This window comes from Actinomadura nitritigenes, assembly GCF_017573545.1.
Lineage (GTDB): Bacteria > Actinomycetota > Actinomycetes > Streptosporangiales > Streptosporangiaceae > Spirillospora > Spirillospora nitritigenes.
The window spans coordinates 195,862-211,123 of record NZ_JAGEOK010000017.1; the positions used below are offsets into that span (position 1 = coordinate 195,862).

General features: G+C 74.0%; 15 protein-coding genes. 5 read left to right on the plus strand and 10 right to left on the minus strand.

The features are described from left to right. The first annotated feature begins 6 nt into the window (after nt 1–6). Complete coding sequence (locus tag J4557_RS26780) at nt 7–1,362, plus strand: formimidoylglutamate deiminase (protein WP_208269484.1); 1,356 nt, start codon at nt 7–9, stop codon at nt 1,360–1,362. Beyond that, nucleotides 1,359–2,534, plus strand: a complete 1,176-nt coding sequence (hutI, locus tag J4557_RS26785; RefSeq protein WP_208269485.1) for an imidazolonepropionase — start codon at nt 1,359–1,361, stop codon at nt 2,532–2,534. The genes J4557_RS26780 and hutI overlap by 4 nt, the downstream gene beginning before the upstream one ends. 27 nt (nt 2,535–2,561) lie before the next feature. Here the strand turns inward: hutI and J4557_RS26790 are convergent, their stop codons facing one another. The 4 genes from J4557_RS26790 to J4557_RS26805 all read right to left on the minus strand — a co-directional run bounded on the left by J4557_RS26790 (nt 2,562) and on the right by J4557_RS26805 (nt 6,952). Next, nucleotides 2,562–3,056 carry a flavin reductase family protein gene (locus J4557_RS26790; RefSeq protein ID WP_208269521.1) on the minus strand — a complete coding sequence of 165 codons (495 nt, stop codon included), beginning with the start codon at nt 3,054–3,056 and terminating at the stop codon, nt 2,562–2,564. After that, complete coding sequence (gene sppA, locus J4557_RS26795) at nt 3,041–4,744, minus strand: signal peptide peptidase SppA (RefSeq protein ID WP_208269486.1); 1,704 nt, start codon at nt 4,742–4,744, stop codon at nt 3,041–3,043. Before sppA ends, J4557_RS26790 begins: the two co-directional genes overlap by 16 nt. An 82-nt stretch (nt 4,745–4,826) precedes the next feature. Next, nucleotides 4,827–5,318: a PaaI family thioesterase gene (locus tag J4557_RS26800; protein ID WP_243776378.1), complete on the minus strand. Its 492-nt coding sequence runs from the start codon at nt 5,316–5,318 to the stop codon at nt 4,827–4,829. 101 nt (nt 5,319–5,419) lie between these two features. Further along, nucleotides 5,420–6,952: a serine/threonine-protein kinase gene (locus tag J4557_RS26805; protein ID WP_208269488.1), complete on the minus strand. Its 1,533-nt coding sequence runs from the start codon at nt 6,950–6,952 to the stop codon at nt 5,420–5,422. 88 nt (nt 6,953–7,040) lie between these two features. Here J4557_RS26805 and J4557_RS26810 point away from each other — a divergent pair, with 88 nt between their 5' ends. Beyond that, the gene (locus J4557_RS26810) at nt 7,041–7,907 is read left to right on the plus strand and encodes an NUDIX domain-containing protein (RefSeq protein ID WP_208269489.1); all 867 of its coding nucleotides are present in this window, start codon (nt 7,041–7,043) and stop codon (nt 7,905–7,907) included. Here J4557_RS26810 and J4557_RS26815 read toward each other — a convergent pair. From J4557_RS26815 to J4557_RS26825, 3 genes are all read right to left on the minus strand, one after another. Beyond that, a complete protein-coding gene (locus J4557_RS26815; RefSeq protein ID WP_208269490.1) occupies nt 7,882–8,259 on the minus strand; it encodes an ACT domain-containing protein in 378 nt (125 codons plus the stop codon). The two genes, J4557_RS26810 and J4557_RS26815, sit on opposite strands and share 26 nt — an antisense overlap. Before the next feature lie 20 nt (nt 8,260–8,279). After that, nucleotides 8,280–10,511, minus strand: a complete 2,232-nt coding sequence (gene glgB, locus J4557_RS26820) for a 1,4-alpha-glucan branching protein GlgB (RefSeq protein ID WP_208269491.1) — start codon at nt 10,509–10,511, stop codon at nt 8,280–8,282. A gap of 391 nt (nt 10,512–10,902) precedes the next feature. Then, complete coding sequence (locus tag J4557_RS26825; RefSeq protein WP_151540147.1) at nt 10,903–11,112, minus strand: hypothetical protein; 210 nt, start codon at nt 11,110–11,112, stop codon at nt 10,903–10,905. A gap of 198 nt (nt 11,113–11,310) precedes the next feature. Between J4557_RS26825 and J4557_RS26830 the strand changes: the two genes are divergently transcribed. Continuing rightward, nucleotides 11,311–12,069 (plus strand): GntR family transcriptional regulator, encoded by a 759-nt coding sequence (locus tag J4557_RS26830; RefSeq protein ID WP_208269492.1) that lies wholly within the window; start codon nt 11,311–11,313, stop codon nt 12,067–12,069. Between the two features lie 56 nt (nt 12,070–12,125). Here the strand turns inward: J4557_RS26830 and J4557_RS26835 are convergent, their stop codons facing one another. Further along, nucleotides 12,126–12,863, minus strand: a complete 738-nt coding sequence (locus J4557_RS26835) for an SDR family NAD(P)-dependent oxidoreductase (protein ID WP_208269493.1) — start codon at nt 12,861–12,863, stop codon at nt 12,126–12,128. Nucleotides 12,864–12,980: 117 nt separating this feature from the next. On the opposite strand from J4557_RS26835, the gene J4557_RS26840 reads away from it, so the two are divergent. Next, nucleotides 12,981–13,334, plus strand: coding sequence for an antibiotic biosynthesis monooxygenase family protein (locus tag J4557_RS26840; protein WP_208269494.1), 354 nt, complete (start codon nt 12,981–12,983; stop codon nt 13,332–13,334). Nucleotides 13,335–13,353: 19 nt separating this feature from the next. On the opposite strand, the gene J4557_RS26845 is transcribed toward J4557_RS26840, so the two are convergent. Together J4557_RS26845 and J4557_RS26850 are read right to left on the minus strand one after the other, a co-directional pair. Further along, on the minus strand, nt 13,354–14,799 hold the full coding sequence (locus J4557_RS26845) for a maltokinase N-terminal cap-like domain-containing protein (RefSeq protein WP_307800229.1): 1,446 nt from the start codon (nt 14,797–14,799) through the stop codon (nt 13,354–13,356). A 2-nt stretch (nt 14,800–14,801) separates the two neighbouring features. Beyond that, nucleotides 14,802–15,262: alpha-glucosidase C-terminal domain-containing protein (locus tag J4557_RS26850; RefSeq protein ID WP_208269495.1), on the minus strand; the 461-nt coding region annotated here is incomplete at its 5' end.

Genomic DNA, 15,262 nt, shown 5'->3' on the forward strand with positions numbered 1-15,262 from the left:
CCCGATATGCAATGGCATGCCCAGTTCGCCTGGCTCGGAGACGGGGTGGCGGCGGACGTCCTGATCGAGGCCGACGGCGAACGGATCACGAGCCTGGCGCGCGGCGTCCCGCCGCCGCCGCGCGCCCAGCACCTGCCCGGCCTGACCCTGCCGGGCCTCGCCAACGCGCACTCGCACGCGTTCCACCGCGCCCTCCGCTCCCGCGTGCAGACGAACCGGGGGACGTTCTGGACGTGGCGCGAGCAGATGTACCGGGTCGCCGACCGCCTCGACCCCGACTCCTACCGGGCGCTCGCCCGCGCCGTGTACGCCGAGATGGCGCTCGCCGGGATCAGCTGCGTCGGCGAGTTCCACTACCTGCACCACCGCCCCGGCGGCGCCCCCTACGACGCGCCCAACGCGATGGGCGAGGCGCTGATCGCGGCCGCCGCCGACGCGGGCATCCGGATCACGCTCCTGGACACCTGCTACCTCACCGGCGGCATCGGGCAGCCCCTCAAGGGCCCGCAGCTGCGCTTCGGCGACGGCACCGCCGGGAACTGGGCCCGCCGCGTCGACACCCTCCACGAGCAGACCGACAAGGCGGGCCGGCTGCACGCCCGCGTCGGCGCCGCGATCCACTCGGTCCGCGCCGTCCCGCGCGAGCAGGTGCGGGCCGTCGCGTCCTGGGCGAAGGAGCACCGGGCGCCGCTGCACGTCCACCTGTCCGAGCAGCCCGCCGAGAACACCGCGTGCCTCGACGCCTACGGCGTGACGCCCGCGCGCCTCCTCGCCGAGGCGGGCGCCCTCGGCCCGCTCAGCACCGCCGTCCACGCCACCCACCTCACCGGCGACGACATCAGGCTCCTCGGCGCCACCACGACCGGCGTGTGCATGTGCCCGACCACCGAACGCGACCTCGCCGACGGCATCGGCCCCGCCCGCGGCCTCGCCGACGCCGGCGCCCCGATCTGCCTCGGCTCCGACCAGCACGCCGTCATCGACCTGTTCGAGGAGGCCCGCGCCGTCGAGCTCGACGAGCGGCTCCGCACCCGCGTCCGCGGCCACTGGACCGCCGGCGAGCTGCTCGCCGCCGCCACGTCCAACGGGCACTACGCGCTCGGCTGGCCCGAGGCCGGCCGCCTCGAACCCGGCGCCTACGCCGACCTCGTCACCGTCGCGCTCGACTCCGCCCGCACCGCGGGCGCCGGGCCCGCGCACGCCGCCGAGGCCGCCGTCTTCGCCGCCACCGCCGCCGACGTCCGCCACGTCGTCGTGTCCGGCCGCCAGATCGTGCACGACGGCCGCCACCTGCTGGTCGACGACGTGCCCGGCGCGCTGGCCGCCGCCGTCGAGTCCGCCACCCGCGAGGAGCCCGGTTGAGCACCGCCATCACCAACATCGGGGAACTGGTCACCAACGACCCGGGCCGGGGCGACGGGCCGCTCGGCATCGTCCGGGACGCCGCGCTGGTGATCGAGGACGGCGCCGTCGCCTGGACGGGCCCCGCGTCCGGCGTCCCCGCCGCCGACGAGGTCTTCGACGCCGCCGGGCGCGCCGTCCTCCCCGGCTTCGTGGACTCCCACGCCCACCTCGTCTTCGCCGGCGAGCGCGCCGAGGAGTTCGCCGCCCGGATGAGCGGGCGCCCCTACGCCGCCGGAGGCATCCGCACGACCGTCGAACGCACCCGCGCCGCGTCCGACGACGCCCTGCGCGCCAACCTCCGCCGCCTGGTCGGCGAGATGGCCCGGCAGGGGACGACCACCGTCGAGTGCAAGTCCGGCTACGGCCTGACGGTCGAGCAGGAGGAGCGCGCCGTCCGCATCGCCGCGGAGATCGCCGACGAGGTCACCTACCTGGGCGCCCACGTCGTCCCGTCCGAGTACCGCGACGACCCCGCCGCCTACACGCGCCTCGCCGCGACCGACATGCTCGCCGTCTGCGCGCCCCACGCCCGCTGGGTCGACGTGTTCTGCGAGCGGGGCGCGTTCGACGCCGACCAGGCCCGCGAGGTCCTGCAGGCCGGGATCAAGGCCGGGCTCATGCCCCGGCTGCACGCCAACCAGCTCGGCGAGGGGCCGGGCGTGCGCCTCGCCGTCGAGCTCGACGCCGCGTCCGCCGACCACTGCACGTTCCTCGGCGACGCCGACGTGGACGCGCTCGCCTCGTCCCGCACCGTCGCGACCCTGCTGCCCGGCGTCGAGTTCTCCACCCGCCAGCCCTACCCGGACGCCCGCCGCCTCGTGGACGCCGGCGCCACCGTCGCCCTCGCCACCGACTGCAACCCCGGCTCCTGCTACAGCTCCAGCATGGCCTTCTGCGTCGCCGTGGCCGTCCGCGACATGCGCATGACCCCGGCCGAAGCCGTCTGGTCCGCCACGGCCGGCGGAGCCCGCGCCCTGCGGCGCACCGACGTCGGCCATCTGGCGGTCGGCGCGCGCGCGGACGTCCACGTGCTGGACGCCCCGTCGTACATCCACCTCGCCTACCGTCCCGGCGTCCCCCAGACCCACGCCGTATGGAAGCGGGGCCGCCGGGTGGACGCCCGCGGGTGACCGGCCCGTGCCGGCCTCCCGGCGGCGTCAGGACAGGGCGAGGTAGCGCCGGTTGACCCTGATGAGGGGCTGCCGGTCGCGGGCGATGTAGTCGGTGGCGAGGACCTCGGCGGCGAACAGCATGTGGTCACCGGCCTCGACGCACTGGCGCGTCTCGCATTCGAGAGCCGTGAGGCCCGATTCGGGGATGAGGGCGCCGGAGTGCTCGCCGCGATGGTGCGGCTCACCGGCGAGCAGGAGGCGGGCGCTCGGACGCCCCTCGGCGGCGAAGCGCCCGGCGAGGGCGCGCTGGCCCGCGCCGAGGACCGTCGCGGCCCACCGGTCGGTGCGGGACAGCACCTCCGCCAGGTACGACGAGGACGCCACGCCGGCCAGCACCATCGGCGGCTCCAGCGACACCGACATGAACGAGGTCACCGTCGTGCCGAGATCGTCGCGGCCGTCCCGGACGGTCAGCACGACGACCCCGGTGGCGAACCCCGCGACCGCCTCGACGAAATCGGGACTCAGCGGATCTCCCAGGTGCCGGGGAGGGTGAGGGGGCCGGCGGACGGGAGGCCGAGGCGGGCGGCGAGGCCGCCGAGGGACCCCCAGCCGTCGAACCGCGCGGACGCGGCGGTGCGGTCCTCGCTGGACTCCGGCGGGCGCAGCCGCTCCAGCGGCGAGGCGTGCGGATAGGAGCGGACGGGCGCGTCGGCGGGCAGCCCGGCCTTCTTGCGGGCCAGGTCGAGCGCGCTGTCGATGCCGCCCAGCTCGTCGACCAGGCCGTGGTCGCGGGCGTCGGCGCCGGTCCAGACCCGGCCGCGGGCCAGCTCGTGGACGCGCTCGCGGGACAGCCCGCGGCCCTCGGCGACCTTCGCGGTGAAGTCGTCGTAGATCGTGTCGAGGGACGCGTTGATCCGCTCCCACTCGGAGTCGCTGAAGTCCTTGGTGGCGCTGAACATGCGGGCGTGCTCGCCGTCGGCGACCGAGCCGAGGCCGATGCCGACGCGGTCCAGCAGGTCGTTGACGACGGCCTTGCCGACGACGACGCCGATCGAGCCGGTGATGGTGCCGGGCTGCGCGACGATCGTGTCGGCGGCCATCGAGACGTAGTAGCCGCCGGACGCGGCGACGTTCCCCATCGAGACGACCACCGGCTTGCCGGCGCGGCGGGCGAGGACGACCTCGCGCCAGATCGCGTCGGACGCGACGGCGGACCCGCCGGGGCTGTTGACGCGGAACACGATCGCCTTGACCCGGTCGTCCTTGACGGCGGCGCGGAAGGCGGCGCCGACGGTGTCGGAGCCCATCGCGGGGCCGGAGTTCGGCAGCGGGCCGCCGCGGCCGCTGCGGCCGAGCCGGATCGGGCCCTGCCCGTTGATCAGCGCGACGACGTCCTGGCGGCCCGGCTGCGGGATGCGGCGCGCGAGGCCGTGCGTGCGGTTGTAGCGGGAGACGTAGCGGAGCTGCGCGTCCCGGCCGAACTCCTTGCGCAGGAAGGCGTAGACCTCGTCGCGGTAGCCGAGGTGGTCGACGAGGCCCTCCTCCAGCGCCTCGCCGGCGAGCAGCGGGCCGCGGTCGGTGAGGTCGCGGACCTTGTCCTCGGGCAGGTCACGGGCGGCGGCGATGCCCGCCGTGATCTGCTCGCCGAGGGACGTGACGAGCCGCTGCGACGACTCCTCGTGCTCGGGCGTGTACGTCTTCTCCATGAAGGTGTTCGCCATGGTCTTGTACTCGTAGCGCTTGGCGAACCGGGGCCGCACGCCCGCCTTCTCCAGCGCGCCCGCGAAGAACGGCTCCTCCAGCGCGACGCCGGTCAGCCCGACCTCCCCGGTCGGCTGCAGGTACACCCTGTCGAACCCGGTCGCGAGGTAGAACGGGACGGTGCCGTGGCCGCCCTCGCCGAACGTCTCGGCCCAGGCGACGGTGAGCTTGCCGGCCTCCCGCAGCGCCCCGACGGCCTCCCGCAGCTCCTGGGCGAGCGCCAGCCCGATGCCGCCGGTCACCTTCACCACCAGCGCCTTCACCCGGTGGTCGGAGCGGGCGCGGCGCAGCCCGTCGAGCACGTCGCGCAGGTTCGTCCGGCGCATGGACATGATCGCCGAGATCGGGTCCGCGGGCGCGGTCTCCACGATCCCCTCGGTGAGGTCCAGCTCCAGGATCAGCGGTGCCGTCCGCCGGTCCCGGGCCTGCTTGATGACGTTGACGACGGTTCCGGGATCCACCATGGCCCCAGCCTATGCGTTCGCCCGCGGGCGCCCGGTCCGCCCCGGGTCCCGCGCATCCTCCGCCCGGAGGAGGAGGGGCGGCCTACTTGCGGGCGAAGGCCCGGTTGGGCAGGACGCTGGCGGACGCCTGCGCGACGGGGCGGCCCTGCGCGTCGCTGACGAGGGCGTTGGCGACCATGCGGGTGCTGCCGGGGTGCACGCACGTCCCGGTGACCGCGTAGGTCTCGCCGGCCCGGACGCCGCGCAGGTAGTCGACGTTGAGGTTGAGGGTGAGCATCGGCATGAAGTGCTCGCACGTGCTGCTGCCCGCGAGGCAGACGGCGTTGTCGAGGATCATGGCGATGTATCCGCCGTGCACGGTCCCGCCCGGGTTGCACAGCTTCTCGGCGGGCGTCCAGGCGATGTCGACGCGGCCGGGCTCGGCGGACGTGATCACCTGCCCGATGTGGTCGTTGATGTCGGAGATCTGCGGGAACCTGCCGTCGGCCATGGCCTGGATCAGCTCGGCGCCCGTGAGGGTGTCCCACATCCGCGCGGTCTCCTCGAAGGCCCCCGGGTCCGCCTCGACGCTCAACTCGTGCTCCCTGATCATGCGACGTTTCGCCCCGAATGGTATTCGGCGTGCCGACCGCGCGGCACTGTGCCCTTCGTCACCGGCCCTCGTCACCGGCCCGCTCAGCCGACCTTGCGGAGCGTCCCGAACAGGGTGCCGATGCCGGTCGAGGTGTACTCCAGCCCGCCGGACACCTGCGTCAGCGTCACCGGGCCGCCCGCGCAGAACCCGACCGCGCCGGTGTCGCGCACGGCCGTCTCGTCGAAGTCGGCCTTCGCGCCGGACACGCCGGAGACAGACAGCCGGGTCTGGCAGCCCCACCGGTCGTACTCGGCCGTCCCGCCGTCGCCCTTCAGGCGCATCGTCACCTTGGTGCGGACGTCGCCGATGGTGACGCCGCCCGTCTGCGTCAGCTCGCCCTCCCACGTCCCGCCGAACGCCGCGGGCAGCGAGCGGCCGCCGCCCGTACCGTCGCCGCCTCCGGACGGCGACGAGGACCGCCCGTTCCGGGCCGGCGAGCGTTGGGACGCCGTGGTGACCGGCGTGTCGGAGCCCCCGCCCCTGTCCACCAGGATGACGGCCGTCGCGCACGCGATGGCGAGGACGACGGCGCAGGCCACCAGGGCGATGGCACGGGTGTTCCGGCCTCCGCGGCCTCCGTGCCCGTCGCCCGCCGGGGGCGGCGGGCTCGGCGCCGGCGGCCGGGGGTGCGGCTGCGTGAGGTTCCGCGACGGAGACGGATCCGTGGCCGGCCCGAAGGGGGACGCGCCCCCGCCGTGGTCCGGGCCGGGCGCGGGCGGGACCGGCACCGGAGGCCCGGGGTAGGGCGCCTGCGGCCGGGTGATGTCCGCCGCCGGACGCGAGGTCGGGTCGATCAGCCGCATCGCGAGGTCGCGGGAGGACGGGCGGCGGGCCGGCTCCTTGACGAGGCACTCGGCGAGCAGCGGGCGCAGCGTGTCCGGCACCCCGGTGAGGTCGGGGTCGGCGGTGGCGATCCGGTGCATGACCGCCTCGACCGTCGCCGCGCCGCCGAACGGCGGGCGCCCGGTCGCCGCGAACACCAAGGTCCCCGCCCACGCGAACACGTCCGACTTCACCGTCGGCGGATGGTCGCGCAGCCACTCGGGGGCGAAGTAGGCGGGGGTGCCGACCATCTGCGTGCTCGTCTCGGCGTCGATCGCGCGGGCGATGCCGAAGTCGACGACGCGGGGCCCGTCCGGGCCGAGGAGCACGTTCGCGGGCTTGAGGTCGCGGTGCACGATCCCGGCGGCGTGGATGGCGGCGAGCGCGCTCGCGGTGTTCACCGCCAGCCGCTGCAGGTCGCCGCCGCGCAGCGGGCCGCCTTCGACGACGCGCTCCTGCAGGGACGGCCCGTCGACGAACTCGCTGGCGACGTAGGGGAGCGGGCCCTCGGCGGACGAGTCGAGCACCGCGGCCGTGGCGAACGGCGCGACCCGCCGCGCCGCGGCCATCTCCCGGGCGAACCGCTCGCGGGCCCGCGCGTCGGCGTGCTTCAGGACCTTCACGGCGACGCGCTCCCCGGACGCCCCCTCACCGAGGTAGACGACGCCCTGCCCGCCCTCGCCGAGCCGTCCCGTCAGCCGGTAGCGGCCGATCTCGCGGGGATCGTCGGGGACGAGGGGCAGAGCGGGCATCTTCGGCTTCCTCCGGCATGGGGGACCTGCGCCGGCCCCCGAACGACGGCACCACCGTACTTCGGTCAGGGGCGGATATCGTCGGCTCATGGGCGATGGGGACGGCTGGGCCGATTGCGACCAGGGGCACACGCACTGGGGACGGTACGGCGCGGCGGGGCTGCTGGCCTACCACCGCGACGCGGAAGGCCAGATGTGGATCCTGATGCAGCAGCGCGCCTGGTGGGGGCTCGGCGGCGGCACGTGGGGGATGTTCGGCGGGGCCACGCACAGCCATGAGGACGGGGTGACGGGCGCCCTGCGGGAGACCGGCGAGGAGTGCACGCTCGACACCGGGCTCGTGCGCGTGCGCGGGACCCGGGTCGAGGACCACGGCGGCTGGGCCTTCACGTCCGTGATCGGGGCGCTCGACGAGAAGGTGCCCGTGAAGCCCGCGTCGCGGGAGACGCGCCGCGCCGAGTGGATCCGCCTGGAGGAGGTCGAGGACCGCAAGCTGTTCGCGCCGTTCGAGCGGTCGTGGCCGCTGCTGCGGGACGTGATGAAGGGCCTGGTGCTCGTCGTGGACGGCGCGAACGTCGTCGGCTCCCGGCCGGACGGCTGGTGGAAGGACCGGGCGGGCGCGAACGCCCGGCTCCGCGACTCGCTGCAGGTCCTCGCCGAGGGCGTCCGCGGCGTGCCGCCCGGCCCGGTCGCGTTCGACCACTGCTTCCCCGAGGTCGTGCTGGTCGTCGAGGGCGCGGCGCGGCCGGTGGCGGACGAGCCCGCGGACGGCGTGCGGGTCGTGGCGGCCGCGGGCAGCGGCGACGACCACATCGTCGACCTCGTCCGGGCCCCGGAGCCCGACACCGACTACCTGGTCGTGACCGCGGACCGGGAACTGCGGGCCCGCTGCGAGGAGGCCGGCGCGCACGTCACCGGCCCCCGCTGGCTCATCGACCGGCTCGAGCGTCGCTGACGCGGTGGCCGGCGTCGCGCAGGGCCTGCGTCGCCTCCTTCAACCGGTGGTCGGGGACCAGCACGAGGTCGGCATGGTAGGTGGAGGCGACGAACACCGGCACCCCGGCGCCGGCGAGCGGGCCGACGACCGCGGCGAGCATGCCGGGCAGGTCGAGGCCGTGGCCGGCGTCGCCGTAGAAGCCGACCCAGCGCTCCGCCTCGGTGAACGGCGACGCCTCCCGCACGACGGTGAGGCCCTCGGGGGCGCGGACCAGCGCGATCCACTCGTCGTCCTCGGGGAACGTCGCGTTCGGCAGATGCTCGACCAGGAACTCGGACGGGACGATGTGCAGGTGCTGCGCGGCGCTCATGGCGCCACCCTAGTTCCCGGTCACTCCGGGACGAGCCACACGGCGCCGAGCGGCGGGATCCGCATCACGGCGGACGCCTCCAGGCCGTGCCAGGGCTCGGCGGCCGCCTCGACGCGTCCGAGGTTCCCCACCCCGCTGCCGCCGTACTCGTAGCCGTCGGTGTTGAGGACCTCCCGCCAGCCGCCCGTCTTCGGCAGGCCGACGCGGTAGTCCTCGTGCGGGTTGCCGGCGAAGTTGACGACGCAGGCCATCACGGGCGCCTCACCGCCGTCCTCGGGCGTCCCGTACCGCAGGTAGGACAGGGTGTTGCCGCCCGCGTCGTTGCCGTCGATCCAGCGGAACCCGTCGTGGTCGCTGTCGCGCGACCACAGCGCGGGCTCCTCGCGGTAGGCGTGGTTGAGCTGGCGGACGAGCTTCTGCAGGCCGACGTGCAGCGCGCCTTCGGCGGCGTTGTCCAGCAGCCACCAGTCGAGGGGGCGCTGCTCCGCCCATTCGGCGCCCTGCCCGAACTCCTGGCCCATGAACAGCAGCTGCTTGCCGGGATGCGACCACATGTAGGCGAGCAGCGCCCGCAGCCCCGCGAACTGCTGCCAGGTGTCGCCCGGCATCTTGCTGAGCAGCGACCCCTTCCCGTGGACGACCTCGTCGTGCGAGAGCGGCAGGACGTAGTTCTCCGAGAACGCGTACACCAGTGAGAACGTGATCTCGTTGTGGTGGTAGTGCCGGAACACGGGCTCGTGGCGGAGGTACTCGAGGGTGTCGTGCATCCAGCCCATGTTCCACTTGAACCCGAAGCCGAGGCCGCCGAGATGGGTGGGCCGGGACACGCCGGGCCAGGCCGTCGACTCCTCCGCGACCGTGAGGACGCCGGGGTTGCGCTTGTAGACCGTCGCGTTCATCTCCTGGAGGAAGGAGATGGCCTCCAGGTTCTCGCGGCCGCCGTAGACGTTCGGCGTCCATTCGCCCTCGTTGCGCGAGTAGTCCAGGTACAGCATCGAGGCGACCGCGTCCACGCGGAGCCCGTCGACGTGGAACTCCTCGATCCAGAACGACGCGTTGGCCACCAGGAAGTTGCGGACCTCGGCGCGCCCGAAGTTGAACACCAGCGTGCCCCAGTCGGGATGCTCGCCGCGGGTCGGGTCCTCGTGCTCGTACAGCGCGGTGCCGTCGAAGCGCGCCAGCGCCCATTCGTCCTTGGGGAAGTGCGCGGGCACCCAGTCGATGATGACGCCGATACCGGCCTGGTGCAGCTTGTCGACGAGGTACCGGAAGTCGTCCGGGGTGCCGAAGCGGGATGTCGGCGCGTAGTAGGACGTCACCTGGTAGCCCCAGGACGGCCCATAGGGGTGTTCCGCCACCGGCAGGAACTCCACATGGGTGAATCCCATGTCCTTCACGTACGAGGTCAGTTCCTCCGCCAGCTCCCGGTAGCCCAGCCCGGGACGCCACGAGCCCAGGTGCACCTCGTACACGCTCATCGGCTCGCGCACCCACTCGCGCTCCTTGCGGGCCCCCATCCACTCGCCGTCGCCCCACTCGTAGGCCGAGGTGTAGATGCGCGACGCCGTCGCCGGGGGCTGCTCGGTGTGCTGCGCCATCGGGTCGGCCTTGCTGCGCCACCGCCCGTCCGCGCCGAGGATCTCGAACTTGTAGCACATGCCGTCGCGGACGCCCGGGACGAACAGCTCCCAGACCCCGGTCGACCCGAGCGACCGCATCGGGTGCGCGCGGCCGTCCCAGTGGTTGAAGTCGCCGACCACGCGCGCGCCGCGCGCCGTCGGCGCCCACACCGCGAACCCCGTCCCGGACACCGGCCCGAACGCGGACGCGTACGTCCGCACGCGCGCGCCCAGCGCCCGCCACAGCTCCTCGTGCCGGCCCTCGCTGATCAGGTGCAGGTCCAGCTCGCCGAGCGTCGGCAGGTGCCGGTACGGGTCGTCCTGCACGGTCTCGATGCCGTCCCCGTACGTCACGGCCAGCCGGTAGTCGGGGACCGCGAGGGGCGCCTTGTCCGCGTCGTCGCCGGCCAGCGACGCCGACGCCGGCAGCGTCCCGGCGAACACGCCCTCGTGGAAGTGCCGCAGCGGGTGCCGGTCCCCGTTCGGCAGGACGACCTCGACCTTCTCCGCGAGCGGGCGCAGCGCTCTGACGGTCACTCCGTTCCGGCCTGGATGCGCCCCGAGGACGCCGTGCGGATCGTGGTGGTCGCCGCCGACGAGCCGGTCGATCTCCGCGCGCGTCACCCGTGCCATGACGTCATGGCCTCCTCGCCTGGGGTCCGGGGTCCGGGGGCGGTCCCCGGGATCAACACTGATGCCGTTTCCCTGTAGGAGTGCCCTGAGATCGGCCGAACTCACATGGCGAAAGGAGGTGTTTCACCGGAGACGGCGGCCGGTCCGCCGCGCCGGGAGATGTGCGACCGCACGGACGACACGACACTTTGTCGGGGGTCGCGCCGATTGCGCCGTCCATGCGGCCACGTCTACCTCGCCCCAGGGGTGACACCGACCCCGCCGCCCTGGGATCCATTCCTGTGTCACCTGAGCGACACAGCTACCTTCCGTACCGGAGCGTTCCGGCCCGGTCCGCCCCCGCCTGCGGACCGGGCCGCGCCGCTCCCCGCGACGTCCCATGACGGCCGCCTCACCCGTCCCCGCGCGCCTGCTCGAGCAGCAGCTCGCGCAGGCCCGCCGGATCGTCCGCGGCCACCGTCATCGCACATCCCGCCTGCAGCTGCGCGTCGGTCAGATCGCCGCTCCGGGTGGCGTACCAGCGTCCGGCGTCGCTCCGCCAGACCTGCCAGCCCGGAAACTCGCCCTCGATGGCCGTCTTCAGATCCTCGAAGTCCCCCATCAAGGTCGTCCCTTCCCCGAGGCGGCTCTTCTGTATACAAAAGTCTTACTCGGTCTAAGAGGTGTCAAGCTGTCCGTAAGCGGACCATGCCCCCGCGGATAGCAGCCCGCCGGATATGAGTGACGGAGAGGAGGGGGCGAAATCGAACACCGCGTCGATTGACCGGGGGCGCGCCTGAACGAAGGGGAGGTGACGCCGGTGCCGGACCGTCCCGCCTACCTGCGCATCGCCGACACGCTGCGAGAGGGGATCCGGGACGGCAGCCTTCCGCCGGGGACCCGGCTGCCGACCATGGCGGAGCTGTGCGCCGCCCACGGCGTCTCGGAGATCGTCGTGCGCCAGGCCGTCGCCCTGCTGCGCACCGAGGGGCTCGTCGAGACGCGCCGCGGCGGCGGCACCGTGGTCCGGCTCGTGCCGCCCGCCCGCCGGGTCGCGATGGAGCGCTACCGCGCGGTGACCAGGCCGCTCGCGGTGCCCGAGACCACGTTCACCCGCGACCAGAAGATCAGCTGGCAGGAGTACCGGCTCGACAAGGAGTTCACCCGTGTGCGCGCGGACGACGACCTCGGCGCGCTGTTCGAACTGCCCACCGGCACCGAGTTGCTGCGGCGCCGGTTCGTGTTCTACGCCCGCGGCGAGCCGCAGCAGATCTCGGTCAACTACCTGCCGTGGGACCTCGTCGGCGGCACCCCCGTCGCCGACCCGGAGCGCGAGCCGTGGCCCGGCGGCACGCTCGCGCAGCTGGCCTACCTCGGCCACCCGCCGACCCGCGTCGAGGAGGCCGTCCGCTCCCGCATGCCGACCCCCGAGGAGGCCGAGGCGCTCCGGATGGGGGGCGGCGTGCCCGTCATCGCCATCACCCGCCGGATGCTGTCGCGCGCCTCGGTCATGGAGGTCTGCCGCGACATCGTGCTCCCCGCCGACCGCGTCGTCCTCGACTACTCCATCGACCTCTAGACCCCCGGCCGAAGGCGAGGCGGCGGGCCGGGCTCTGTGAAGAGCCCGGCCCGCCGCTAGAGGGTCTGGTCGGTCGGGCGGATGAGGAGTTCGTTGACCGCGACGTGCTCGGGCTGGGTGACCGCGTAGACGACGGCGTTGGCGATGTCCTCGGGCCGGAGGGTCCGCATGGAGGCCGCCATCTCCCGCGCGAGCGCCCGGTGCCCGGGGTCGGCGATGTGGTCGACCAGCTCGGTGGCGACGAAGCCCGGTTCGACCAGCACGACGCGCACGCCCTGCGCGGTGACCTCCTGCCGCAGCGCCTCCGAGAAGGCGTTGACGCCGAACTTGGTCGCGGCGTAGGCGCCGGCGGTGGCCGTGGCGGTCCGCCCCGAGGTCGAGGAGACCTGCACGACGGCGCCCCTGCGCTCCAGCAGGTGCGGCAGCGCCGCGTGCACCGCGTACATCGACCCGAGCAGGTTGGTCTCGACCATGCGCCTCCAGTCGGCGGTGTCCGCGGCCGCGACCGGGCCGTTGAGCATCACCCCCGCGTTGTTCACCAGGACGTCCAGGCCGCCGAACCGGTCGACGGTCGCCGCGACCGCGGCGCGGACCGACTGCTCGTCGGTCACGTCCAGGTCCAGGGCCAGCACCTCGCCGGGCGCCTTGCCCGCCAGGGCCGCCAGCCGGTCGGCGCGCCGGGCGCCCGTCGCGACGGCGGCCCCCTCCGCCGACAGGGCCAGCGCGGTCGCCTCGCCGATGCCCGACGACGCCCCGGTGACCAGGACGACCTTCCCGTCCAGCGTGCTGCTCATGACATACCCCTTCGACTCCGGCTCGCGAATGCCGGTAGCTGAGACAGGACAGCGCGCCCGTCTGTGACGACCGCTCGACCGCGTCACAGGAGCGGGGTGTGGCCTGTCTCCATTGGCATGAGTCAATCCCTGGAGTCGAAGACCGGCGTCGACGGGCCGGTCACCGTGATCAAGAGCTACACGATGCCGGCGGACGAGGCCGAGCACTTCGTCGACGTGTACCGGGAGAACGCCGGGATCATGTCGGCCCAGCCGGGCTTTCTCCGCTCCCGGCTGCACCGGGCGCTCGCGGACACGGCCGAAGCGCGGTTCGTCCACATCGCCGAGTGGAGTTCGGGCACCGCGCTCGACAAGGCGACCGCCGATCCCGAGTGGCTCGCCTCGCTGCGGCGGATGTTCGACGATCCCGGCCTTCACATCACCTCGGAACCCGCCGCCTACCGGGTCGTGGTCGAACTCCGTCCCTCCTGACCCCGGCCGGCGGGGGGCGTCAGCCGGCGAGGTGCTCCAGCGAGCGCAGCGGAACCGGCAGCCAGGACGGGCGGTTCCGCGCCTCGTACCGGATCTCGTAGACCGCCTTGTCGAACTCGAACGCGCGCAGCAGCGCCGCGTGCGCGGCCGGGTCGGGGCCGCCCGCCGCCGCGTACCCGGCGCAGAACGCGTTCCGGTTCCGCTCCGCCCAGGCGCGGGCGCGCAGCTCCAGCATGTCCGCCGTGCCCGGCGCGACGTTCCCGTCCGAGGCGATCAGGAACCGCGCCGCGTACTCGAACGAGCGCAGCATCCCGGCGACGTCGCGGAGCGGGTGCGCGGGCGCGCGCCGCTCCGCGGGCGCCCGGGCGGGCTCGCCCTCGAAGTCCAGCAGCACCCAGCCGGTGTCGGTGCGCATCACCTGGCCGAGGTGGTAGTCGCCGTGCACCCGCTGGAACGGCAGCTCCCCGGCCGCCGCCTCCACCTCGGCGAACGCGGCGCGGATGGCGGGGGCGTGCGGGCGCAGCTGCGGGACGGCCTCGGCGACCGCGTCGAGCTGGTCGTTCATCCCGGCGGCCAGCGCGCGCAGCCGCGCGGCGGGCACGGTCGTCACGCCGAACGCGCGGGCGAGGTCGCGGTGCACCTGCGCGGTCGCGGCGCCGAGCCGTTCGGCCTCGGCGGCGAAGTCGCCGCCCGCCGCGCCCGGGTCGTCGGCGGTGAGCGCGGCCTGCGGGCCGGGCGGCAGGGGCTGGGCGAACCAGTCGCGGACGCTGGTCAGCGCGAGCTGCCAGCCGTCGGTCGCGCTGCGCAGGTACTCCGACAGCAGCGCGAGCGTGACGGGTTCACCGCCCGTACCGTCACCGCCGGGCGCCAGTTCGATCCAGCCGTGCACGGCGGGGATGTGGTCGCAGCCGGCGCGGGTCAGCGCCAGGTTGACCTCCAGGTCGGGGTTCATGCCGGGCGCCAGCTTGCGGAACAGCTTGCACATGTACGCGTCACCGAAGATCAGCGACGTGTTGCTCTGCTCGGCGGTGGACGGCGTGCCGTCCAGGTCGGTGCGGATGCCGGTGCCGGGCGCGCGCCGGAAGTGCAGCGGCCCGATGACGGACTCGCGCGCCATGTGGGCGAGCAGCGGCCGGGTCAGCTCGGGGTCGTGGGCGGCGTCGTAGGCGTGGCCGGTGATCCCGGTGGCCCCGGTGAGCAGGCCGATCTCGTGGGAGCGCAGGCGCTCGGGCAGGTCGCGGCGGACGCCGAGGAGGACCTGGTAGTGCTCGGTGGCGCCGCTCTGCCGGACGTCGAGGACGAGGTGGTGCAGCCCCGGCTCCCCGGTCCGCAGCTCGGTGGCGGTGCCGATGGACAGGTCCTCGATGGGGCTGTCCTTGCCGCCGAACCAGCGCTGCCGGGGCAGCCAGCCGGCCAGCAACCGGACGAGGGACGGGTCTCCTCCTTGGCCTGGACCGCCGGGCACGTCTACATCACCCTCTCGTCGCCCGGCTCGTCGGGCGGCGGCGGCAGCAGGAACCAGAAGAAGCCGTGCCCGGGGAGGGTGAGCAGGTAGGGGAGTTCGCCGATGGCGGGGAACTGCACCCCGCCCATGCACTCGATCGGCGTCGATCCGCGGAACCGCCGCAGGTCCAGCTCCACCGGCTGCGGGAAGCGCGACAGGTTGTTCACGCACAGGACCGTGTCGGTGCCGCCCCACTGGTTGGTGTCCCCGTTCCCGATCTCGCGGGTGAAGGCGAGGACGGAGGGGTTGGAGGCGGACAGTTCGACGTAGCTGCCGACGCCGAAGACGGGGTGGCGTTGCCGGATCTCGATCATCTTGCGGGTCCAGTGCAGGAGTGATCCGGGGTTGTTGACCTGGGCTTCGACGTTGACGGCCTGGTAGCCGTAGATGGGGTCCATGATGACGGGCAGGTAGAGGCGGGCGG

What these genes read in the sequence shown, in the direction of transcription:
- J4557_RS26815 (WP_208269490.1), bottom strand. Translation starts at nt 8,259, where the DNA reads ATGAGCGCCGCGCAGCACCTGCACATCGTCCCGTCCGAGTTCCTGGTC.
- sppA (WP_208269486.1), bottom strand. Translation starts at nt 4,744, where the DNA reads ATGGTGGATCCCGGAACCGTCGTCAACGTCATCAAGCAGGCCCGGGAC.
- glgB (WP_208269491.1), bottom strand. Translation starts at nt 10,511, where the DNA reads ATGGCACGGGTGACGCGCGCGGAGATCGACCGGCTCGTCGGCGGCGAC.
- J4557_RS26835 (WP_208269493.1), bottom strand. Translation starts at nt 12,863, where the DNA reads ATGAGCAGCACGCTGGACGGGAAGGTCGTCCTGGTCACCGGGGCGTCG.
- J4557_RS26825 (WP_151540147.1), bottom strand. Translation starts at nt 11,112, where the DNA reads ATGGGGGACTTCGAGGATCTGAAGACGGCCATCGAGGGCGAGTTTCCG.
- J4557_RS26840 (WP_208269494.1), top strand. Translation starts at nt 12,981, where the DNA reads ATGAGTCAATCCCTGGAGTCGAAGACCGGCGTCGACGGGCCGGTCACC.
- J4557_RS26810 (WP_208269489.1), top strand. Translation starts at nt 7,041, where the DNA reads ATGGGCGATGGGGACGGCTGGGCCGATTGCGACCAGGGGCACACGCAC.
- J4557_RS26805 (WP_208269488.1), bottom strand. Translation starts at nt 6,952, where the DNA reads ATGCCCGCTCTGCCCCTCGTCCCCGACGATCCCCGCGAGATCGGCCGC.
- J4557_RS26780 (WP_208269484.1), top strand. Translation starts at nt 7, where the DNA reads ATGCAATGGCATGCCCAGTTCGCCTGGCTCGGAGACGGGGTGGCGGCG.